At 74.1% G+C, this 21121-nt stretch carries 23 protein-coding genes; 16 read left to right on the top strand and 7 right to left on the bottom strand.

The window, feature by feature from the left end; translation table 11 throughout:
* Positions 1–77: 77 nt before the first annotated feature.
* The 5 genes from ACIPW5_RS30385 to ACIPW5_RS30365 are packed head-to-tail and all read right to left on the bottom strand — an operon-like array spanning position 78 to position 4506.
* Positions 78–1016 carry a tyrosine-protein phosphatase gene (locus tag ACIPW5_RS30385; protein ID WP_401251673.1) on the bottom strand — a complete coding sequence of 313 codons (939 nt, stop codon included), beginning with the start codon at positions 1014–1016 and terminating at the stop codon, positions 78–80.
* 29 nt (positions 1017–1045) lie between these two features.
* Entirely contained in the window at positions 1046–2113 is a 1068-nt protein-coding gene (locus ACIPW5_RS30380) for an NAD(P)H-dependent flavin oxidoreductase (RefSeq protein ID WP_401251670.1), read from the bottom strand.
* A gap of 37 nt (positions 2114–2150) precedes the next feature.
* Complete coding sequence (locus tag ACIPW5_RS30375) at positions 2151–2888, bottom strand: CoA-transferase subunit beta (RefSeq protein ID WP_401251668.1); 738 nt, start codon at positions 2886–2888, stop codon at positions 2151–2153.
* Positions 2885–3736, bottom strand: a complete 852-nt coding sequence (locus ACIPW5_RS30370; RefSeq protein ID WP_401251665.1) for a CoA transferase subunit A — start codon at positions 3734–3736, stop codon at positions 2885–2887. Before ACIPW5_RS30370 ends, ACIPW5_RS30375 begins: the two co-directional genes overlap by 4 nt.
* Entirely contained in the window at positions 3733–4506 is a 774-nt protein-coding gene (locus tag ACIPW5_RS30365; RefSeq protein ID WP_401251662.1) for an enoyl-CoA hydratase family protein, read from the bottom strand. The genes ACIPW5_RS30370 and ACIPW5_RS30365 overlap by 4 nt, the downstream gene beginning before the upstream one ends.
* 56 nt (positions 4507–4562) lie before the next feature.
* Here ACIPW5_RS30365 and ACIPW5_RS30360 point away from each other — a divergent pair, with 56 nt between their 5' ends.
* The 10 genes from ACIPW5_RS30360 to ACIPW5_RS30315 all read left to right on the top strand — a co-directional run bounded on the left by ACIPW5_RS30360 (position 4563) and on the right by ACIPW5_RS30315 (position 13690).
* Positions 4563–5327, top strand: a complete 765-nt coding sequence (locus tag ACIPW5_RS30360) for an SDR family oxidoreductase (RefSeq protein WP_401251660.1) — start codon at positions 4563–4565, stop codon at positions 5325–5327.
* A gap of 7 nt (positions 5328–5334) precedes the next feature.
* Positions 5335–6243, top strand: coding sequence for an SDR family oxidoreductase (locus ACIPW5_RS30355; protein WP_401251657.1), 909 nt, complete (start codon positions 5335–5337; stop codon positions 6241–6243).
* A gap of 489 nt (positions 6244–6732) precedes the next feature.
* A complete protein-coding gene (locus ACIPW5_RS30350; RefSeq protein WP_401251654.1) occupies positions 6733–7395 on the top strand; it encodes a DUF4360 domain-containing protein in 663 nt (220 codons plus the stop codon).
* A 50-nt stretch (positions 7396–7445) separates the two neighbouring features.
* On the top strand, positions 7446–8126 hold the full coding sequence (locus ACIPW5_RS30345) for a DUF4360 domain-containing protein (RefSeq protein ID WP_401251651.1): 681 nt from the start codon (positions 7446–7448) through the stop codon (positions 8124–8126).
* A gap of 325 nt (positions 8127–8451) precedes the next feature.
* On the top strand, positions 8452–9234 hold the full coding sequence (locus ACIPW5_RS30340; protein ID WP_401251648.1) for a 2-keto-4-pentenoate hydratase: 783 nt from the start codon (positions 8452–8454) through the stop codon (positions 9232–9234).
* Positions 9235–9248: 14 nt separating this feature from the next.
* Positions 9249–10142: an acetaldehyde dehydrogenase (acetylating) gene (locus tag ACIPW5_RS30335; protein WP_401251644.1), complete on the top strand. Its 894-nt coding sequence runs from the start codon at positions 9249–9251 to the stop codon at positions 10140–10142.
* Positions 10139–11164, top strand: a complete 1026-nt coding sequence (gene dmpG / locus ACIPW5_RS30330; RefSeq protein WP_401251641.1) for a 4-hydroxy-2-oxovalerate aldolase — start codon at positions 10139–10141, stop codon at positions 11162–11164. Before ACIPW5_RS30335 ends, dmpG begins: the two co-directional genes overlap by 4 nt.
* 63 nt (positions 11165–11227) lie before the next feature.
* Positions 11228–12409 (top strand): Rieske 2Fe-2S domain-containing protein, encoded by a 1182-nt coding sequence (locus ACIPW5_RS30325; RefSeq protein ID WP_401251638.1) that lies wholly within the window; start codon positions 11228–11230, stop codon positions 12407–12409.
* The gene (locus ACIPW5_RS30320) at positions 12409–12636 is read left to right on the top strand and encodes a hypothetical protein (RefSeq protein ID WP_401251635.1); all 228 of its coding nucleotides are present in this window, start codon (positions 12409–12411) and stop codon (positions 12634–12636) included. Before ACIPW5_RS30325 ends, ACIPW5_RS30320 begins: the two co-directional genes overlap by 1 nt.
* Entirely contained in the window at positions 12629–13690 is a 1062-nt protein-coding gene (locus tag ACIPW5_RS30315; RefSeq protein ID WP_401251633.1) for a 2Fe-2S iron-sulfur cluster-binding protein, read from the top strand. The genes ACIPW5_RS30320 and ACIPW5_RS30315 overlap by 8 nt, the downstream gene beginning before the upstream one ends.
* 87 nt (positions 13691–13777) lie before the next feature.
* Here ACIPW5_RS30315 and ACIPW5_RS30310 read toward each other — a convergent pair whose 3' ends face one another.
* Positions 13778–14647, bottom strand: a complete 870-nt coding sequence (locus ACIPW5_RS30310; RefSeq protein WP_401251630.1) for an IclR family transcriptional regulator — start codon at positions 14645–14647, stop codon at positions 13778–13780.
* A gap of 286 nt (positions 14648–14933) precedes the next feature.
* On the opposite strand from ACIPW5_RS30310, the gene hsaA reads away from it, so the two are divergent.
* The 6 genes from hsaA (at position 14934) to ACIPW5_RS30280 (ending at position 20417) form a co-directional block, all read left to right on the top strand.
* Positions 14934–16103, top strand: coding sequence for a 3-hydroxy-9,10-secoandrosta-1,3,5(10)-triene-9,17-dione monooxygenase oxygenase subunit (gene hsaA, locus ACIPW5_RS30305; RefSeq protein ID WP_401251627.1), 1170 nt, complete (start codon positions 14934–14936; stop codon positions 16101–16103).
* Entirely contained in the window at positions 16100–16963 is an 864-nt protein-coding gene (hsaD, locus tag ACIPW5_RS30300) for a 4,5:9,10-diseco-3-hydroxy-5,9,17-trioxoandrosta-1(10),2-diene-4-oate hydrolase (RefSeq protein ID WP_401251624.1), read from the top strand. Before hsaA ends, hsaD begins: the two co-directional genes overlap by 4 nt.
* 18 nt (positions 16964–16981) lie before the next feature.
* Positions 16982–17887 (top strand): VOC family protein, encoded by a 906-nt coding sequence (locus ACIPW5_RS30295; protein ID WP_401251621.1) that lies wholly within the window; start codon positions 16982–16984, stop codon positions 17885–17887.
* A complete protein-coding gene (locus ACIPW5_RS30290; RefSeq protein WP_401251619.1) occupies positions 17875–18363 on the top strand; it encodes a flavin reductase family protein in 489 nt (162 codons plus the stop codon). Before ACIPW5_RS30295 ends, ACIPW5_RS30290 begins: the two co-directional genes overlap by 13 nt.
* Positions 18360–20033, top strand: a complete 1674-nt coding sequence (locus ACIPW5_RS30285) for an FAD-dependent oxidoreductase (RefSeq protein ID WP_401251617.1) — start codon at positions 18360–18362, stop codon at positions 20031–20033. The genes ACIPW5_RS30290 and ACIPW5_RS30285 overlap by 4 nt, the downstream gene beginning before the upstream one ends.
* A 75-nt stretch (positions 20034–20108) precedes the next feature.
* The gene (locus tag ACIPW5_RS30280; RefSeq protein WP_401251614.1) at positions 20109–20417 is read left to right on the top strand and encodes a hypothetical protein; all 309 of its coding nucleotides are present in this window, start codon (positions 20109–20111) and stop codon (positions 20415–20417) included.
* A gap of 10 nt (positions 20418–20427) precedes the next feature.
* On the opposite strand, the gene ACIPW5_RS30275 is transcribed toward ACIPW5_RS30280, so the two are convergent.
* Positions 20428–21114 (bottom strand): HAD family acid phosphatase, encoded by a 687-nt coding sequence (locus tag ACIPW5_RS30275; protein WP_401251611.1) that lies wholly within the window; start codon positions 21112–21114, stop codon positions 20428–20430.
* Positions 21115–21121 lie beyond the last annotated feature (7 nt).

Genomic DNA, 21121 nt, shown 5'->3' with positions numbered 1-21121 from the left:
GACGACGGGACGCCGGGCGGCGCGCACAGCGCACCGCCCGGCGTCCGTCGTTCCCGGGCCCGCCCGGCCCGGACCGGTCAGCGGACCAGCTTGTCCTGCAGCTTCACCAGCGTCCGCAGGTCCAGGCCCAGCCCGGCCGTGAGGTAGCCGTAGAAGCTGCCGTAGTCGGCCTCCAGCTGCGCCGTCGCCGCGTCCAGGTAGTCCTGGCGGACCTCCTGGAGCGGGATCAGCAGGTCCGGGTTCTGCATCCGCCCCGACTGCTTGAGGCCCGCCCGGACCTGGGCGTCGTACGTCGCCCGGAACGTGTTCGAGGCCAGGTAGTCCCGCTCGGCCGTGTCCTGCGGCACGGCCAGCGAACGCAGCAGGACGTAACTCAGCCAGCCCGTACGGTCCTTGCCGGACGTGCAGTGGTACAGCAGCGGGCCCTGCTTCCCGTCCGCTATCTCCCGCAGGGTCGTCGCCAGCTGCGCCCGGTTCCCGGCGCTGGTCACGAAGTTGCGGTAGACGTCCCGCATGTACGCCTCGGCGCGCCCGCCGCCGAGCATCTGCTCCTGCCTGACGGGGTCGCCGGTGGCGATCGCGCCGACCAGGGTGCCGTACAGGCCCAGGTCGTCGACCGGGCGGGCGGTGGCGGTGAGACCTGCGGGCAGCCGGTCGGCGCCGTCGTACTGGAGCTCCATCGGGACGCGGAAGTCGACGACCTTCGTGAGGCCGAGACCCGAGACGGTGGTGATGTCCGCCGGGGTCAGCTTGCTCAGTGCGTCGGAGCGGTACACCAGCCCCTGGCGGACCCGACCGCCGGTGTAGGTGCGGTAGCCGCCGATGTCGCGGACGTTGACGGCACCTTGCAGGGGGATCTGGCGGATCGTTTCGGCAGAGTACTGCCCATGGTGCGGCTGCCTGGCGGACGCGGCGGTGCCGGCCGGCGCCGCGTACGCGGAGACGGCGGGCAGGGTCCCGATGGCGAGGGCGGCGGCGGCCGCCGCGGTCGCCAGGCGGATTCGGGCACGGCTCATCGTGCGACTCCTGTAACGGAGAAGGGGGATCACCCTGGTGGTGGCAGGGTGTGGAGCGAGTGCAGTGCTTCCATTGCCTGTCGTGCTTCGGCCATGACCCGGGAGACGAGTTCCGCACAGGACGGCAGATCCTCGATCACCCCCGCGACCTGGCCCGATGCCATGACGCCGAGGTCCGTACGGCCCTCGACCATGGACGCCTTCAGGAGCATCGGGGTGTTCGCCGCCAGCAGGACCTGGCTCCAGGACAGGTCCTTGCCGTGTTTCATCGCCAGGCCGTCGCGCACCATCTGCGCCCAGGACAGCCCCGACAGCTTCCGGAAGCCGGCCGCGTGCCGGACCGCCCGCGCCAGCGCCCCGGCGCGGCCCGACCGCTCCAGGGACGCGACCAGCTCGCTGCGCAGCATCCGGTGCGGCAGCCCGTCGACGGCGGTGGTGACGGTGACGTCCTTGACCGTGGCCCTCAGGTACTCGGCCTTCACCGCGTCCGGGACGGTGGAATCGGAGGTCAGCAGGAAACGGGTGCCCATCGCGATGCCCGCCGCCCCGTACGCCAGGGCGGCGACCAGACCGCGGCCGTCGCTGAAGCCGCCCGCCGCGATCACCGGGATGTCCACCGCGTCGACCACCTGCGGCAGCAGCACCGTCGTGGCCACGTCACCGGTGTGCCCGCCGCCCTCGCCGCCCTGCACGACCACCGCGTCCGCGCCCCAGGCCGCGACCTTCTCGGCGTGCCGGCGCGCCCCGATGGAGGGAACCACGACCACCCCGGCGTCCTTCAGCCGGGCGATCAGCTCCCGGGACGGGGCGAGCGCGAACGAGGCCACCCGCACGCCCTCGTCGATGATCAGCCGCACCCGCTCGGCCGCGTCCCCGGCGTCCGCCCGCAGGTTCACCCCGAACGGCGCGTCCGTACGGGACCTGACCTCCTGCACCGCCGCCCGCAGTTGCTCCACGGTCATGGTCGCCGAGGCCAGGATGCCCAGCGCCCCCGCGTTCGCCGCGGCCGAGACCAGCCGCGGCCCGGCCACCCAGCCCATGCCCGTCTGCACGATCGGGTACCGGACCCCGACCAGCTTGGTGAATGCCGTCTCCATCGCCGACTCCGCTCCTCCGCCGTCGTCCCGCCGTACCTCAGACCCGGACTTCCCGGTCGCGCAGACCCCTGGGGTCGATCACCTCGCGGATCAGCCGCAGTTCCACGGCGGTCGGCTCCCGCGTGTACGGGACCCCGTCCGCGACCGCCAGCTCGAACCCGGTCGCCGCGCGGACCTGCTCGACCGTGACGCCCGGGTGCAGGGAGGCGAGGCGCATCGAGTGGTCCGGGCCGGTGAAGTCGAAGACCCCGAGGTCGCTGACCACCCGCGGCAGCCGGTGGAAGCGGGTCACCCCGGCCGCCGCCGCGCGGTCGTACCCCACCCCGCTGACCATGTCGACGCGTTCGACGAACACCCGGGGGGAGTGCCGGGGGACCCAGTAGCTCACCGGGTTGTTCAGGGTGTTGACGGGAGCGCCGCGCACCCCGAGGAGCTGGCGGGAGGGCCGCTCCCAGTCGCCGATGCAGGAGATGTTCTGGTTGCCGTGGCGGTCGATCTGGCTGGCGCCCATCATCACGTGCCGCCGCCCGCCGGTGACCATCGTCAGATGGCGCCGGTACGGCAGCCAGCCCTCGGGCGTGCCGTCCAGGCCGACCAGCAGGGCCTCGCCGTCGGTGAGCAGCAGGTCGGGGGAGAAGGTGCGCTTGGCGAGCCGGGCCCCGAAGGAGGGGATCAGCCCCATCGGGCTGGCGAGCACCTCTCCGTTGTCGCGCCAGGCCTCGGCGCAGGCGATCACGCAGTACTCCTGCCGGGTGGCGGCGGTCTCGGCGGTCACTGCTGCTCCTCGTGCCAGGTCCGGACGGCGGTCTGGTAGTCGTGCTCGCTCCCGCCGGCCAGGAAGCGGGCGGCGAACTCGGGCCAGGGGGTGGCGGCGTACAGCTTCTGGAAGGCCTCGTCGCGGCCGTAGTCGGGGGCGCAGGAGGTGAAGTGCGCGCCGTTGGGGGTCTCCACCACGCCGGTGACGGAGTGCCGGCTGACGAGGAGGGACTGCGGGGGGCCGGACTTGGCCAGCTCGGCGGTCTCCACGAGCTGCTCGCAGGAGAGGTACGCGGCGTCGGCGGCCTCGCAGAAGAGGTCGTCGAAGTAGGGGTCCGGGCCCAGGTACTGGCCGTTGCCGAGCCGGTCGGCGCGGTTGAGGTGGACCAGGGCCGCGTCCAGGCGCAGGGCGGGGACGGCGACGAACTCCTCGCCGTCGGCGTAGGGGGAGGTGACGGTGCGCAGCCCGGGGTTGACCCGCATCACGTCGGAGCCGATGCCGGCCCGGACGGGCATGAAGGGGAGCCGGTTCGCGGCGGCGTGCAGCCCCCACATGAACATGGCCTCGTCGTACTCGGTGAGGGCGATGGCCCCGCTCTCGCGGGCGGCCCGGAAGTTCGGCTCCAGAGCGATGGAATCGAGGGTGGCGAAGGGGGCCACGAGCCTGCGGATCCGTCCCGCGGCGGCCAGCAGCCCGACGTCGGGGCCGCCGTACGCGACCACGGTGAGATCGGTGATCTCCGAGCGGAGCAGTGCCCGCACCAGGGCCATGGGCTTGCGCCGGGAACCCCAGCCGCCGATGCCGACGGTCATCCCGCTGCTCAGCTGCCCGACCACCTCTTCGGGGGTCATCGTCTTGTCCGTCATGCGGATTCCTCCCATCCCTCTCCGTGAGCGGAGCCCTTGCCGAAGGTGTCGCGGACGCGGTCGGCGACCCCGCTGAGGTTGGCCTCGAAGGTGAAGCCCTGTTCGAAGCGGTAGCTGCGGCGCACGTCCACGGGGTCGATGCCGTTGATGGCCGCCTTGGCCAGGCGGATCAGGTAGCCGTCCTTCTTGGCGATCTCGGCCGCCAGCTCCAGGGCGGCCTCCCGCAGCCGTTCGGGCGGGACCACCTTCCAGACGGAGCCGTGCGCGTGGAGTTCGGCCGCGGTGGCGGTGCGCGAGGTGTAGTACAGGGCGCGCATCAGGTGCTGCGGGACGAGCCGGGCCAGGTGGGTGGCGGCCCCGAGGGCGCCCCGGTCGAGCTCGGGGAGCCCGAAGACGGCGTCGTCGGACGCCACGATGGCGTCGGCGTTGCCGACGAGCCCGATGCCGCCGCCCAGGCAGAACCCGTTCACGGCGGCGACCACCGGCACCTCGCACTCGTAGACGGCGGCGAAGGCCTCGTAGCAGCCGCGGTTGGCGCCGATCAGGGCGCCGTGGCCGGTGTCGCGCTGCATTTCCTTGATGTCGACCCCGGCGTTGAAGCCCCGGCCCTCGGCGGCCAGGACCACGCAGCGGACCTCGGGGTCCCGGCCGGCGGCGCGCAGTGCGTCGGCGAGGTCGTACCAGCCCTGGACGGGGAGGGCGTTGACGGGCGGGAAGTCGGCTGTGACGAGTGCGATGCCCTTGGCCGGGCCGGAGGTGGAGACACCCATGAGCGGATCAGCTACCTTTCCACCAAACATTTGTTAGGTGAGGAAGGTAGCAGCCGATGGAGCTCAATGGGAGGGTCGCCGTCGTCACCGGCGGAACCCGGGGGGTGGGCGCCGGGATCGCGCGCTCCTTCCTCGCGGCCGGGGCGGAGGTGGTCGTCTGCGCCCGGCGGCCACCGGACGAGCCGGTGGCGGCGGGCGGACGGCAGGCCGCCTTCACCGCCGTGGACCTGCGCGACCCGGTCGCGGTGGGGGAGTTCTTCGACGCCGTCGCCGCCCGCCACGGGCGGCTCGACTGCCTGGTGAACAACGCGGGCGGAACCCCGTACCGGCTGCTCGGGGAGGGCGCCGCCGAACGTCACGCGAGGGTCGTCGAACTCAACCTGGTGGCGCCGATGACGGCCTCGCTCGCCGCGTACCCGTGGCTGCGCGAGAGCCGCGGCTCGGTCGTGATGGTCGGCAGCGTCAGCGGCACCCGCCCCTCGCCGGGCACGGCGGCCTACGGCGCGGCCAAGGCGGGCCTGGAGAACCTGGCCCGCTCGATGGCCGTGGAATGGGCGCCCGAAGTACGCGTCAACTCGCTCGTGCTGGGCATGGTGCGGACCGAGCTGGCGCACCTGCACTACGGGGACGAGGCGGGCGTCGCGGCGGTCGGCGCCACCGTGCCGCTGGGACGGCTGGCCGAGCCCTCGGACGTGGGGGAGGCGGCGGTCTTCCTGGCCTCCGGCCGGGCGGGCTACGTCAGCGGCGCGAGCCTGCTGGTGCACGGGGGCGGGGAGCGCCCCGCGTTCCTGGACGCGGCAACGGTCAACAAGGAGAGCTGAGGCGGACATGGGCATTGCGGACGGACGCGTGGTGATCGTGACGGGCGCGGGACGGGGGCTGGGCCGGGCCCACGCCCTCGCCTTCGCGGCGGAGGGCGCGCGGGTGGTCGTCAACGACCTCGGAGTGGGCCTCGACGGCCGCCCGGGGCCCGACAGCCCGGCGCAGCTGGTCGTCGAGGAGATCAGGGCCCGGGGCGGGGAGGCGGTGGCGCACGGCGGGGACATAGCCTCCGAGGGGGGTGCGGCCTCGCTGGTGGACTGCGCGGTCTCCACCTTCGGCGGCCTGGACACCCTGGTCAACAACGCCGGGTTCCTGCGGGACCGGATGCTGGTCAACCTGGGGGAGGCCGACTGGGACGCGGTGATGCGGGTGCACCTCAAGGGGCACTTCCTGCCGCTGCGGGCGGCCGCCGGGTGGTGGCGGGCCGAGGCGAAGGCCGGGCGCGCCCGGGCCGCCCGGGTGGTCAACACCTCCTCGGGGGCGGGGCTGCTGGGCTCCGTAGGCCAGGGCAACTACAGCGCCGCCAAGGCGGGGATCCTCGGCCTGACGCTGGTGGCGGCGGCCGAGATGGAGCGGTACGGGGTCCAGGTCAACGCGATCGCCCCGGCGGCGCGGACCCGGATGACCGAGCAGACCTTCGCCGAGTCGATGGCCGAGCCGGAGACCGGGGACTTCGACGCGATGGCCCCGGAGAACGTGTCCCCGCTGGTGGTGTGGCTGGGCTCCGAGGACTCGGCGGGCGTCACGGGACGGGTCTTCGAGGTGGAGGGCGGCCGGATCACGGTGATGGAGGGCTGGCGGCCCGGCCCCACCGCCGACCGGGGCGCGCGGTGGACTCCGTCGGGGGCGGGGGTGGCGGTGACGAAGCTCCTCGCGGAGGCGGAGCCGGCGCAGCCGGTGTACGGGGCCCGGTAGTCCCGGCCCGCCGGGGGCGGGGCGCCCCGGGCGGGCGGGTGCCGGTGGGTTGGGTGCGGGTGGTGTGCCGCTGCGCGGAGCGGGGTCCCCTACCCGCCCTTCCACCGTTCCCCGGGCTTCGCCCGGACCCGTACGGCGCTACCGCGCCCGCGCCTCAAACGCCGGCGGGGCTGAAATCAGCCTCGCCGGCGTTTGAGGCGCGGGGTCTGGGGCGGAGCCCCCAGGGAACGGGCGAAGGGCGGGTAGGGGACCGCCCCGCGCAGCGGCTGCCCCCGCCCGGGGGAACCGGCCATCGTGGGGGGTGGGGTGGATCAGGGGCGGCGGGCACCGCCTGATGGGCGGGGTGGCGGACGCGGGGGTTCCGCCGGTTCCGGCCAGGGAGCGGCTCCGGGGGCACCCCGGAACGGCGTTGGCCGTATCACGCCCTCCCCGCCCCAGCGGCAGCGTGATGGCATGTCCACGCCGAATTCCCGACCGAAGGGGACCCGCATGCCGCTCCGCAGAATCGCCGTCGGCGCCGCCATCGCCGTGCTGTCGGCCGTGGCCGCCGTACCCGCACAGGCGCACGCCCCCGCCGACCCCCCGTACATCCCGCCGCCCGGCCGCATCACCGTCGACGTCGTCGGCGTCAACGGCTCCGGCTGCCCCCAGGGGACCGCCACCGTCGCCGCCGCCTCCGACAACACCGCCTTCACCGTCACCTACAGCAACTACCTCGCGCAGACCGGCGCCGGCTCCAGCGGCACCGACTTCCGCAAGAACTGCCAGCTGGCCCTGCGGATCCACGTCCCCCAGGGGTTCACGTACGCCATCGCCCGCGCCGACTACCGCGGCTTCGCCCACCTCCAGCGCGGGGCCTACGCCCAGGAGCGCGCGAACTACTACTTCCAGGGCAACGCCCAGACGGCCCGCACCACCCACCAGTTCAACGGCCCCTTCAGCGACAACTGGCAGGCCAGCGACCAGACCGAGTACGCCGACCTGGTCTGGGCCCCCTGCGGCGAGGAGCGCAACCTCAACGTCAACACCGAACTGCGCGTCTACGGCGGCACGTCGAGCCCGCAGGCGCTGAGCTTCATGAGCATGGACTCCACCGACGGCAGCGTCAGCACCGTCTACCACTTCGAGTGGAAGGAATGTCCCACCGCCTGACGCCGGCGCGCGAGCGCGTGAACACGACCCGAAGGTCAGGAGTGACAACGATGTCCCACGCCCTGTCCCGCCACCGGACCCGCACCCTGCTCATCGGCGCCGCGGCCGCCGCCCTGGTCACCGCGTCCACCCCCGCCGTGGCGGGCGGTCCGATCACCGTCCCGCCCGACAAGATCGTCATCGAACTCGCCACCGTCAACGGCTCCGGCTGCCGCGAGGGCACCGCCCAGGTGGCCGTCGCCCCCGACAACACCGCCTTCACCGTCACCTACAGCGAGTACATGGCCCAAGTCGGACCCGGAGCCCCGCCCACCGCCTTCCGCAAGAACTGCCAGCTCAACCTCCGCGTCCACGTGCCCTCCGGCTTCACCTACGCCATCGTGCAGGCCGACTACCGCGGGTTCGCGTTCCTCCAGCCCGGAGCCTCCGGCCAGGAAAGGGCGAACTACTACTTCCAGGGCATGCCGCAGACGGCCCAGCGGACCCACCAGTTCAGCGGCCCCCTCAACGACAACTGGCAGACGAGCGACAAGACGGAGTACGCCGACCTCGTCTGGGCCCCGTGCGGCGAGAAGCGCAACTTCAACATCAACACCGAACTTCGCGTGAACGCCGGCACCTCCAGCCCCCAGGCCACCAGCTTCATGGCCATGGACTCCACCGACGCCAGCGTCAGCACCCTCTACCACCTCGCCTGGCAGGTCTGCCCGGGCGGTCCCAGGAAGTCCTAGCGAACGGCAGAGCGGCGGGGGGGGGGCCCCGGGGGGCCCGCCCCCCCCCCCGTCCCCCGCCGCCTGCCCCGCCCCGGGGACCCCCCCCCCCCCCCCCCCCCCCCCCCTGCCCACCCACCCACACCCCCCCCCGGGGGCGGGGCGGGGGGGGGGGCCCCCCTCCCCCCGGCCCCCCGCCCGGGGGGGGGGGGGGCGCGGGGGGGCCCCCCCCCCGCCGCCCTTTCCCGCTCGGCTTCCCGCTCAGCGGGAACACCGCCTCCCGCCCGCCACCGCCCCGCGCCTACCGTCTGCGGCACCACACACCACCGCAGCCGGGAGGACCCCCATGCCGAACGACCGGCTCAGGCACGAGGCCGCCGGGCTGCTGCGCGCGGCGGAGCTGGCACGGACCCCCGTACGGCCGCTGGCCGAGCTGTTCGAGGGGATCGGCACGCAGGACGCGTACGAGATCCAGCTCCTCAACGTCCGCCGCCGCTGCGCCGACGGCGCCACCGTCACCGGCCACAAGGTCGGCCTGTCGTCGCCCGTCATGCAGGCCATGATGGGCGTCGCCGAACCGGACTACGGCCACCTCCTCGACACCATGGAGCTGCACCCCGGCACCCCCGTCCGGGCCGCCGCGTACTGCGCGCCCCGCATCGAGGTCGAGGTCGGCTTCGTCCTCGGCGCCGACCTGCCCGGCGAGGGCTGCACCGAGGCCGACGTCCTGGCCGCCACCGAACGCGTCGTGCCCGCCCTGGAGCTCATCGACAGCCGCATCGCGGACTGGCGGATCACCATCGCGGACACCATCGCCGACAACGCCTCCTCCGCCGGCTACGCCATCGGCGAGGGCCGCGACCCGCGCGAACTGGACCTGAAGGCCATCGAGGCCCGCCTCGAAAGCGGCGGCGAAACCCTCGCCGCCGGCCGCTCCGACGCCGTGCTCGGCGACCCCGCCACCGCGGTGGCCTGGCTGGCCCGCACCGTCGCCCGCTTCGGCGTCCCCCTGCGCAAGGGCCACCTGATCCTCCCCGGATCCTGCACCCGCGCCGTCGACGTCCACGCCGGACGGACCTACACCGCCACCTTCACCGGGCTCGGCCCGGTCTCCCTCTCCTTCCGCTGACCGCTGAGGTGCGCATGAAGAAAGCGACCGCCGCCATCGTCGGCTCCGGCAACATCGGGACCGACCTGCTCTACAAACTGCTCCGCTCCCCGTACGTCGAACCCCGCTGGATGATCGGCGTCGACCCCGCCAGCGAGGGCCTCGCCCGCGCCCGCCGGGCCGGGATCGAAGCCTCCCACGAGGGCGTCGACCGGCTCCTCGCCCAGGACGAGCTGCCCGACCTGGTCTTCGAGGCCACCTCCGCGTACGTGCACCGGGCCAACGCCCCCCGCTACGCCGAACTCGGCATCAAGGCCGTCGACCTGACCCCCGCCGCCGTCGGCCCCGCCGTCGTCCCGGCCGCCAACCTCACGGCCCACCTCGACGCCGACAACGTCAACATGATCACCTGCGGCGGCCAGGCCACCATCCCCATGGTGTACGCCGTCTCGCGCGTGGTGCCCGTCGCCTACGCCGAGATCGTCGCCTCGGTCGCCTCCGTCTCGGCCGGCCCCGGCACCCGCGCCAACATCGACGAGTTCACCCGCACCACCGCCCGCGGCATCGAGGAGATCGGCGGCGCCGCCCGCGGCAAGGCGATCATCATCCTCAACCCCGCCGAGCCCCCCGTCGTCATGCGCGACACCGTCTTCTGCGCCATCCCGGCCGACGCCGACCGCGAGGCGATCACGGCCTCCGTGAAGGCGGTCGCCGAGGACGTGGCCTCCTACGTCCCCGGCTACCGGCTGCGCGCCGAGCCGCAGTTCGACGACCCCTCCCCGCTCAGCGGGGGCAACGCCCGGGTCGCGGTCTTCCTGGAGGTGGAGGGCGCCGGAGACTACCTGCCCCCCTACGCCGGAAACCTCGACATCATGACCGCCGCCGCCACGAAGGCCGGCGAGGAGATCGCGAAGGGCCTCCCGCTGTGAAGACGTACTCCGCCGCGCTCGACGTCCGCGTCACCGACTCCTCCCTGCGCGACGGCTCCCACGCCAAGCGCCACCGGTTCACCACCCAGGACGTACGCGCGGTCGTGGCCGCCCTCGACGACGCCGGCGTCCCCGTCATCGAGGTCGCCCACGGCGACGGCCTCGGCGGCTCCTCCTTCACCTACGGCTTCTCGAAGACGCCCGAGCAGGAGCTGATCAGGGCCGCCGCCGAGACCGCCCGCCACGCGAAGATCGCCTTCCTGATGCTCCCCGGACTGGGCGTCAAGGACGACATCCGCGCCGCCCACGCGAACGGCGGAAGCATCTGCCGGATCGCCACCCACTGCACCGAGGCCGACATCTCCGTCCAGCACTTCGGCCTCGCCCGCGACATGGGCCTGGAGACCGTCGGCTTCCTGATGATGGCCCACTCCACCACCCCCGAGGCCCTCGCCCGCCAGGCCCGCGTCATGGCCGACGCCGGCTGCCAGTGCGTGTACGTCGTCGACTCCGCCGGAGCGCTCGTCATGGACGAGGTCACCGACCGCGTCGCCGCCCTCGTCGCCGAACTCGGCGACGACGCGCAGGTCGGCTTCCACGGCCACGAGAACCTCGGCCTCGGCGTCGGCAACTCCGTCGCCGCCGTGCGCGCCGGCGCCCTCCAGATCGACGGATCCACCCGCCGCCTCGGCGCGGGCGCCGGCAACACGCCCGTCGAGGCCTTCGCCGCCGTCTGCCAGAAGATGGGCATCCGCACCGGCATCGACGTCCTGAAGATCATCGACGCGGCCGAGGACGTGGTCCGCCCCGTCATGGACGAGGAGTGCCGCCTCGACCGAATGTCCCTGCTCATGGGCCACGCCGGGGTCTACTCCAGCTTCCTCAAGCACGCCTGGGTCCAGGCGGAGCGCTACGGGGTCCCCGGCGCCGAGATCCTGCTGCGCGCGGGCGAACGCCGCCTGGTCGGCGGCCAGGAGGACCAGCTGATCGACATCGCCCTCGAACTCGCCGCCGAGCGCTGAGCCGCCCGGCGGCCCCAGCTCCGTCCCGACCGCTCACCCCGAAGAAGTGGAGGGCGCCAGCCCATGACCTCGCCCACCCCCACCCCCGCCTCCACCCCCGCGACCGGCGCCGCGGACGACGAGGGCCCCCGCGTCATCCGCGCCGCCGCCGTCCCCGCCCGCTTCGCCCGCGGCTGGCACTGCCTCGGCCTCGCCGCCGCCTTCCGCGACGGCACCCCGCACGAGGTACGGGCCTTCGGCACCCGCCTCGTCGTCTTCCAGGGCGCGGACGACGGCGCACTGCACGTCCTGAACGCCTTCTGCCCCCACATGGGCGGCAACCTCGCCCACGGCACCGTCAAGGGCGACACCGTCGCCTGCCCCTTCCACGACTGGCGCTGGTCCGGCGACGGCCGCTGCGCCGACGTCCCCTACGCCCGCCGCGTCCCGCCCCGCGCCCGCACCCGCGCCTGGACCACCCTGGAACGCAACGGCCAGCTCTACGTCTGGCACGACCCCGAGGGCAACCCGCCGCCCGCCGACGTCACCATCCCCGCCATCGAGGGCTTCGGCAGCGACGAGTGGAGCGACTGGAGCTGGAACTCCCTGCTCGTCGAGAACGCCAACTGCCGCGAGATCGTCGACAACGTCGTGGACATGGCGCACTTCTACTACGTGCACTACGCCTTCCCGCACTACTTCAAGAACGTCTTCGACGGACACGTCGCCACCCAGTACATGGAGTCCACCCCGCGCGGCGACGTCGACCTCGGCACCCTGTCCACCGGCGGCGGCCTGCGCTCCGACGCCTCCTACTACGGCCCCTCCTACATGATCGACCGGCTGTGGAGCGACGTCGGCGGCGGGCTGGAGATGGAATCCGTCCTGATCAACTGCCACTACCCGGTCGACGAGAACAGCTTCGTGCTCATGTACGGGGCGATCGTGAAGCGGCTCCCCGGCATGAGCGGCGAACAGGCCGCCGACGCCGCCCGCCTCACCGCCGAGGGGCTCGCCGTCGGCTTCGAGCAGGACGTGGAGATCTGGAAGAACAAGACCCGCATCGACAACCCCCTCCTCACCGAGGAGGACGGCCCCGTCTACCAGCTCCGCCGCTGGTACGAGCAGTTCTACGTCGACGCCGCCGACGTCGGGGACGAGATGGTCCGCCGCTTCGAGTTCGAGATCGACACCACCCGCGCCACCGCCGCCTGGAAGGCCGAGGTCGCCGCCAACCTCGCCGCCCGCCGCGCCGAGGCCGGCTGATGCGCCCCGTCGCGTGCGGGGAGTGCGGCAACGAGGTGCTGTGCGAGAAGTTCAGCCCCGCCCACACCCAGGTGCAGTGGACCGCCGAAGCCGCCGCCGTCTGCCCGCGCATCGCCGCCGAGGCCGACGGCCGGCCCAGCGCCCGCGTCCGCTCCTGCGCGGCGCTGCGCGCGAGCATCGAAGCCGCCGTCCGCGAAGGCCGACTGGAGGTGCCCGCCGGTGCCTGACCCCGAAGGCCCCGCGCCGGCCGGCGCGCCCGCAGCCCGGGGCGGAGCCCGCGGCGCGCTGCGGGTCCGCGTCACGGACCGCGTCCAGGAGACCCCGGAGGCCGTCTCCCTCGTCCTGGAGCCCGAACTGCCCTACCGTCCCGGGCAGTTCCTCACCGTCCGGATCCCCGGCGGAGCGGCCCGCTGCTACTCCCTGGCCAGCTCCCCGCACACCGGCGAGCCGATGCGCATCACCGTCAAACGGGTCCCCGGCGGCTCCGGCTCGGCCTGGCTCTGCGACCGCGTCCGCCCGGGGGACGAACTGGAGGTGCTGCCGCCCGCCGGCACCTTCACCCCCGGCCCCGGCGGCCTGGACGCCGACCTGCTGCTCGTGGCCGGCGGGAGCGGGATCACCCCGGTGTTCTCCCTGGCCACGTCGGCCCTGGCGGCCGGCGGGGGACGGGTGGCCCTGGTGTACGCCAACCGCGGTCCCGGGTCGGTGGTCTTCCGGGACGCGCTGCGGGAACTGGCCGCGGCGCACCCCGGGCGGCTCACCGTCGTGCACTGGCTGGAGGAGCTCCAGGGGCTGCCGACCGCGGACCTGCTCGGGGGCCTGCTGGCCCCGTACGCCGGGCGCGAGGCGTGGCTGTGCGGGCCGGGTCCGCTGATGGACGCCGCCGACGCCGCCCTGCGCGCGGCGGGGGCGCCCGGGGGCCGGATCCACCGCGAGCGCTACTTCTCCCTGGGCGCCGACGTCTTCGCGGAGCCCGCGTCCGTGCCTTCCGCGGGCGGGCCGGGTGCCGTGGTGGCCGAGGTGGGGCTCGACGGGCTGACCCGTACCGTCGCCTGGGACCGGGGGACGGTCCTGCTCGACGCCCTGCTCGCCGCCGGGCTCGAAGCCCCGTACTCCTGCCGGGAGGGGGCGTGCGCCGCCTGCTGCTGCCGGGTGCTGGAGGGCGGGGTGAAGATGGCCCGCAACGAGGTCCTGGACGGCGAGGACCTGGCCGGGGGGTACGTCCTGGCCTGCCAGGCGCTGCCGCTGACCGACCGGGTCCGGATCACCTACGACGGGTAGCGGGAACGGCAGAAGGGCTCCGGGTCCGGCCCCCTGGCGAGGGGTCGGGTCCGGAGCCCTTCTCGTGCGCTGCCATATGACTACCCGCTACATCCACTCGCTGAACCGCAGCCAGCCCATCATGTTGTCCATCGCCCGCTCCGACACCGCCGGCTCCAGGTCAGGGGGCGGCGCGGACGCCGAACGGCCCGCGCGGCCGGGCCCGTACAGCTCCCGCCACACCGCCCGCGCGCACGCCAGCACGGCCGGTGCGAGCCGGGCGAGTTCGCGTTCGCCCCGGCAGGAGGAGACCGAGACGGCGGCGATCGCCCGCCCGGAGCCCCGCAGCGGCGCGGCCACGCACGAGACGCCCCGGAAGCCCTCCTCCCGGTCGTAGGCGACGCCCCGTTCGCGGGTCGCCGCCAGCTCGGCGCGCAGGGCCTGCGGCCGGACCAGGGTGCGGGCCGTGCGCGGGCGCAGCCCCTGGGCGAGGACGTGCTCGACGGTGCCCGGATCGCTGAACGCGAGCACCGCCTTCCCGGCGGCCGTGGCGTGCGCCGGCATCCGGCCGCCGACCCTGGAGGGCACGGCGGTGGCGTCCGAGCCGCCGATCCGCTCCAGGCAGACCACCTCGGCCCCGTCCAGCACCGAGAGGTGCACCAGCTGGCCGGTCCGCTCGTGCAGCTCGTGCAGCAGCGGCAGGGCGGCCCGGCGCAGCCGGTTGTGGTGGGAGGCGAGGGCGCCCAGCTCCAGCATCCGCATGCCCATCCGGTAGTCCCGGCCGTCGCGGTCCAGCCAGCGCAGCCGTACCAGCTGGTCCAGGATCCGGTGGGCGGAGGAGCGCGGGATCCCGGACCGGCGCACCACCTCGGTGAGCGAGAGCCGCGGCTGCGCGCCCTCGAAGGCGCCCAGCACCTTCGCGGCCTTCTCCAGCAGCGACAGCGGCGTCAGCTCGGTGTCCATGACCTGGTCGAGCACGAGGAAACCCCCTGCGTGAGGCGTTGGGGCGACCCTGCCACGGGCCCCGGCGCGCAGGGAAGCACCGGGAGGCATGTATTTCATTCAGTAATACTCCTGATCGTCTGGTCGGAGGGGTGGGCGGCGGTCAGGGGACGGCGAGGGGGCGTCGGGGGAGGCCGCGAAGGGCCTTCGCCGGGCCTTCCCACTCAGCGGGAACACCGCGTTCCACCCCCCGCGGCCGCAGGCGTACGTTCACCGCACCCCGAAGCCGTCGGCCCGTCCGACGACCCAGAGAAGGGACACCATGAGCGACGAAGACGTCCTCGACGCAGTCCGCGCCCTCGCCCCGGCCCTGCGCGAACGCGCCGCCGAGGCGGAGGCCCAGCGCAAGGTCCCCGACGCGAGCATCAAGGAGCTGACGGACACCGGCTTCTTCCGGCTCCTCCAGCCCCGCGCCCACGGCGGCCGCGCCGCCCACCCCGGCGTCTTCTACTCCGCCGTCAAGGAGGTGGCCAAGGCCTGCGGCTCCACCGGATGGGTCGCCTCCGTCGTCGGGGTCCACCCCTGGCACGTGGCCCTCTACGACCCCCGCGCCCAGCAGGAGGTGTGGGGCGAGGACCGCGACACCCGCATCTGCTCCTCCTACGCCCCCACCGGCGAGGTCACCCCCGCCACCGGCGGCTTCACCCTCAGCGGCCGCTGGCACTTCTCCTCCGGCTGCGACCACGCCGACTGGGCCCTGCTCGGCGGACTGGTCACCGACGCCGACGGCCGGCCCGTCGACATGCGGACCTTCCTCGTCCCCCGCTCCCAGTACCGCATCGACGAGGTCTGGGACACCGTGGGCCTGCGCGGCTCCGGCTCCAACGACATCGTCCTCGACCAGGTCTTCGTCCCCGAGCACCGCGCCCTCAGCTTCGGCCCGGTCACCGCCCTCCAGGTCCCCGGCCACGCCGCCAACCCCGAACCCGTCTACCGCCTCCCCTACGCGGCCGTCTTCACCACCACCATCTCCACCCCCGTCGTCGGCATCGCCGAAGGCGCCTACGAGGAGTACGTGGCCGCCACCCGCGCACGCTTCCGCGTCTCCTACGGACAGCAGGTCGCCGAGGACCCCTTCGCACAGGTCCGCATCGCCCGCGCCGCCAGCGACATCGACGCCTCCTGGCTCCAGCTGCGGCGCAACATCGACGAGCTGTACGCCCTCGCCGAACGCGGCGAACCCCTGCCCGTGCGGCTGCGCACCCGGGCCCGCCGCGACCAGGTCCTCGCCACCGAACGCTGCGTCGCCGCCGTCGACCTGCTCGTGGAGAACGCGGGCGGCAGCGCCATGCGCACCGGCCCGAACCCCCTCCAGCGGGCCTGGCGCGACGTCCACACCGGCCGCGGCCACGCCGCCAACGACCCCGAACGGGCCCTGGTCCTCTTCGGCCAGGGCGCCCTCGGCCTCGACATCCAGGACACGATGCTGTGAGTCCCCGGGAAGACCTCACCCACGAGAACACCTCCCGCTTCGTGAAGGCCGGCGGACTCACCCTCCACCTCCACGAGGCCGGACCGTCCGACGCGCCCGCCGTGATCATGCTGCACGGCGGCGGCCCCGGAGCCTCCGGCTGGTCCAACTTCGGCGCCAACCTGCCCCACTTCGCCGAGCGCTTCCGCACCCTGCTCGTCGACCAGCCCTGCTACGGCCGCTCCGACAAGCCCGAACCCGACCGCCACTACTTCGCCCACAGCGCCCGCGCGGTCGTGGCCCTCATGGACGAACTCGGCATCGCGAGCGCCCACTTCATCGGCAACTCCCTCGGCGGCGGCACCGCCGCCCGGATCGCCCTCGACCATCCCGACCGGGTGGCGAAGCTGCTGCTCATGGGCCCCGGCGGGATCTCCCTCAACCTGTTCTCGCCCGACCCCACCGAAGGCATCCGCCGCCTGACCGAGTTCGCCGCCTCGCCCGAGCCCACGCGCGCGCAGATGCGTACGTTCCTCACCACCCTCGCCCACGACCCGGCCGTCGTCACCGACGCCCTCGTCGAGGAGCGCTACGCCCAGGCCACCGACCCCGAGGCCCGGCTCGGCAACGCCCGCATGGCCGCCTCGTTCGCGAAGTGGCCCGAGGAGACGATGCTCTGGCGCGAGGCCCACCGCATCACCTGCCCCGTCCTGCTGACCTGGGGCCGCGAGGACCGGGTCAACCCCGTCGACGGGGCCCTCCTCGCCCTCAAGACCATCCCCGACGCCCGCCTGCACGTCTTCCCCCGCTGCGGCCACTGGGCGCAGACCGAGGCCGCCGACGAGTTCAACCGCCTCGCCACCGACTTCTTCCTCCACTGAACCGGACAGGGACCCCGCATGGACATCCGCGCACTCGGCTACCTCCGCATCCAGACCGCCGACCTCGCCGCCTGGCGCACCTACGTCCTGGACGTCCTCGGCATGGCCGAGGCACAGGGCGGCGGGGACGGGCTGCTGAACGTCCGCATCGACGACCGCGCCCACCGCTTCCAGTTCGTCTCCGGGCCGCAGAACCGGCTCCTCGCCGCCGGCTTCGAACTCCCCGGCGCCCGCGCCCTCGCAGAGGCCGCCGCCGCACTCGAAGCCGCCGGCTTCCCCGCCAAGCCCGCCGACGCGCACACCCTCGCCGACCGCCGCGTCCAAGGACTGGTCCACACCGAGGACCCCAGCGGCAACCCCCTGGAGCTCTACTGGGGCCAGGCCCAGGACCACACCCCGCTCCCCGCCCGCTACGGCAACCGCTTCGTCACCGCCGCCGCCGGACAGGACCTCGGCCTCGGCCACGTCGTGCTCCCCGCCCCCGAGACCGACGCCACCCTCGACTTCTACGAGAACCTCCTCGGCTTCCAGCTGCGCGACTCGATGAAGCTGCCCCCGGCCGCCGTCCCCACCGCCGCCCCCGGCCCCGACTTCCACCGGATGCACTTCCTCAGCCCCAACCGCCGCCACCACAGCCTCGGCCTCTACCCCGGCGCGCTGCCCCCCGGCATCGTCCACTTCATGGTCGAACTGGAGCGCCTCGACGACGTCGGCTACTGCCTCGACCGGATGAACGCGGCCGGCATCCCCATCGCCTCCACCCTCGGCCGGCACTCCAACGACCACATGGTGTCCTTCTACGCTCAGGCCCCCGGCGGCTTCCAGGTCGAGTACGGCTGGGACGGACTCCTCGTCGACCCCGCCTCCTGGACCGCCAAGGAGATCACGGCCGACAGCTTCTGGGGCCACCAGTGGAACGGCTGACCGGGCCCGCCGCCTTCCGCGAGGTCCTCGGCGCCTTCGCCTCCGGCATCACCGTCGTCGCCGCCCTCGACGGGGACGGCCGCCCCGCCGGACTGGCCTGCCAGTCCTTCGCCTCCCTCTCCCTCGACCCGCCGCTCGTCCTGCTGTGCGTCGGCCGGTCCTCCACCAGCTGGCCCCGGATCCGGGCCGCCGGCCGGTTCGGGGTCAGCGTCCTCGCCGAGGAGCAGCGGGCCGTGTGCGAGGCCCTCGGCCGCCCCGGCGACGACAAGTTCGCCGGCCTGGACTGGGAGGCCGGTCCGGACGGGGCCGTCCGCATCCCCGGCGCGCTCGCCACCCTCGACTGCGTCCCGGAGTCCGTCCACGAGGCCGGCGACCACCATCTCGTCACCGCCCGCGTGCTCGGGCTCGCCGCCCGCGCGGACGGATCGCCCCTGCTGTACTTCCGCAGCCACTACGCCACCGGAGCCTTCGGATGACAGACCAGCACGAGTACGCGTACGAGTACGACGTGGTCGTCGTCGGCTCCGGCGCCGCCGGGCTTGCCGCGGCCGTCACCGCCCGGCTGCGCGGGCTGAGCGCCCTGGTCGTGGAGAAGACCGAACTGTACGGCGGCTCCACCGCGCTGTCCGGCGGCGCGGTCTGGGTCCCCGGCAACCTCCACCTCGACCGGGCCGGCATCGCCGACACCCGGGACAAGGCGCGCGCCTACCTCGACGCCACCGTCGGCGACCGGGTCCCCGAGGCCCGCAAGGAGGCCTACCTCAGCCACGGGCCGCGCATGCTGCGGGAGTTCCACGAGCGCACCGACGTCCGCTTCATGTACACCCCCGGCTACCCCGACTACTTCCCCGAGGCGCAGGGGGGCATGGCCCAGGGGCGTTCCGTCGAGCCCTGCGTCGTGGACCTGCGGCGGCTGGGGGAGGCGGCCCGCCACATGCGCCGGGCCGGGCTGCCCACGTACGGGCTGACCATGACCTCGTACGACTTCCGCTTCCTGAACATGGTCACCCGCACCCGGGCCGGCCGGCTGACCGCCCTGAAGGTGGGGGCGCGGGCGCTGGGCGCGCTGGCCACCGGGCGGCGGCCGGTCTCCCTCGGCGAGGCGCTGGTCGCCCGGCTGCGGCTGTCGCTGGACCGGCTGGGCGGGGAGCTGTGGCTGTCCGCCCCGCTGACCGGGCTGGTCACGGACGGGGCCGGCCGGGTGGCCGGCGTACGCGTCGCGCAGTCGGGGCGCGAGGTCGCCGTACGGGCCCGGGGCGGGGTGGTGCTGGCCTCCGGCGGCTTCTCGCACGACCAGGAGCTGCGCGAGAAGCACCTGCCCAAGCCCACCTCCACCGCCTGGACGCACGCCTCGCCCGGCCAGACCGGCGACGCCCTGCGGCTCGGCGAGGAGCTGGGTGCGGCCACCGACCTGCTGGACCGGGTGTGGGGCGCGCCGTCGGTGTGCCCGCCGGGGGAGAAGCCGTTCTTCCTGGTCGCCGACCGGGGCATCCCGGGGATGGTCATCGTCGACGAGGCGGGGGAGCGCTACGCCAACGAGGCCCTGCCGTACCACGCCTTCACGGACCGGATGTACGCCGCCGACCGGCCGGAGGCGACCACGGTGCCGTCCTGGCTGGTCCTCGACGCCCGCTCACGGGCCCGGTACATCTTCGCGGGCCTCTTCCCCGGGCAGCCCTTCCCGAAGCGGTGGCTGGAGAGCGGGTTCCTGCGGAAGGCCGCGACCGTGGAGGAGCTGGCCCGGCAGATCTCCGCACCCGCCCTGGCGGCGACGGTGCGCCGGTTCAACGGCTTCGCCGAGCGGGGCGTCGACGAGGACTTCGGGCGGGGCCGGAGCGTCTACGACCGCTACTACGGCGATCCCACGCTGCCCCATCCGAACCTGGCGCCGATCGACAAGGGCCCCTTCTACGCCGTCCCCGTGCACCCGGGGGACATCGGTACCAAGGGCGGCCTGGTCACCGACGGGGACGGCCGGGTGCTGCGCGAGGACTCCACGCCGGTCCCGGGCCTGTACGCCGCGGGGAACTGCTCGGCGGCGGTGATGGGGGACACCTACCCCGGCCCGGGCGCGACCATCGGCCCGGCGATGGCCTTCGCCTGGGCGGCGGCCAACGCCATCGCGGCGGAGCGGGACGACTCCTGACGGAGCCGGGTGTTCCGCTGCCGCATTCCGGGCACCACGCCACAACACCGGATACGACGGACGGGGTGGTGGGGGATGAGCCGGTTCGGATGCTGGGTCGTGGCCGTGCTGTGCGCGGGGGTGTGGGGGGTGCTGGGCTGGATCCTGCTGGATCCGGACCTCCAGGACACGCAGGGGCGGCTCGGCTGGTGGGCGGCCGCCATCGCCGCCGCGCCCCTCCTGCTCGCCGCCCTGGCCGCGGCGGTCTTCCACGAGGGCCAGGGCGGCGGACACAGCAGCGGTTCCGGCTACAGCGGCAGTGACGGCGGTGCCGGGCCGGGCGGCTGCGGGGACGGAGGGGGCTGCGGCGGCGGGTGCGGCGGAGGCTGCGGCGGCGGCCTCTGACGGGCGCCGGTCAGGACAGCTTGCCGCCGTAGTCCGGGAGCTTGACGGTGCGCTCGGCGTGGCCGCCGACCAGGTCGCTCTCGTTGTTCCCGATGTTGGCGATGATCGTGTAGCCGCGCGCCTCGATCTCGGCGCGCTTGGCCGTCTTGTACGCGCTGACCTGCTCGAACAGTGCAGGCAGGTCACGCACGTACAGCCCGCTGACGGGGTAGCCGACCTGCTTCAGGTTCCGTTCGGTCATCGAGTACACGATCCCGGGACGGGCGGTGACGAAGAAGATTGCCACGCCGCGCTGGTCCGCGTACCGGGTCAGTGCGCGGACCTTGTCGATGGCGGGCGTCGGGAAGGTCCAGAACCAGTGGAAGTCCGTCTCCAGCGACGAGTTGTCGATGTCGAGCACGATCGCGGGCTTCTCGCCGGCCGGGGAGGCGGCGATGCGCTGCTCGATGGCGGGGCGGGCGGCGTCGACGACGGCGGCCACGTCGCGCTGCCAGGTGGCGTAGTCGATGCCCAGGATCGCGGCGTTGCCGCCGGGCGCGGAGGTGATGGCGGCGGCGGTGACCGGCGCCGGGACCGGCGCGGGGGCGGCGGGGGCGGCTCCGGCGGCGGTGGCCGGGAGCAGGGCCAGCGCGGCGGCGGCGACGGCCACGCCGGCGGCGGTGGTGCGGGACGTGCGGGTGCGGCGGCTGATGCGCATGTGGGGG

Origin of the sequence: Streptomyces sp. NPDC090077 (genome assembly GCF_044747545.1) — a bacterium.
GTDB lineage: Bacteria > Actinomycetota > Actinomycetes > Streptomycetales > Streptomycetaceae > Streptomyces.
Note: the sequence above shows the minus strand (reverse complement) of the source record. Positions and strands in the feature narration are given on the sequence as shown.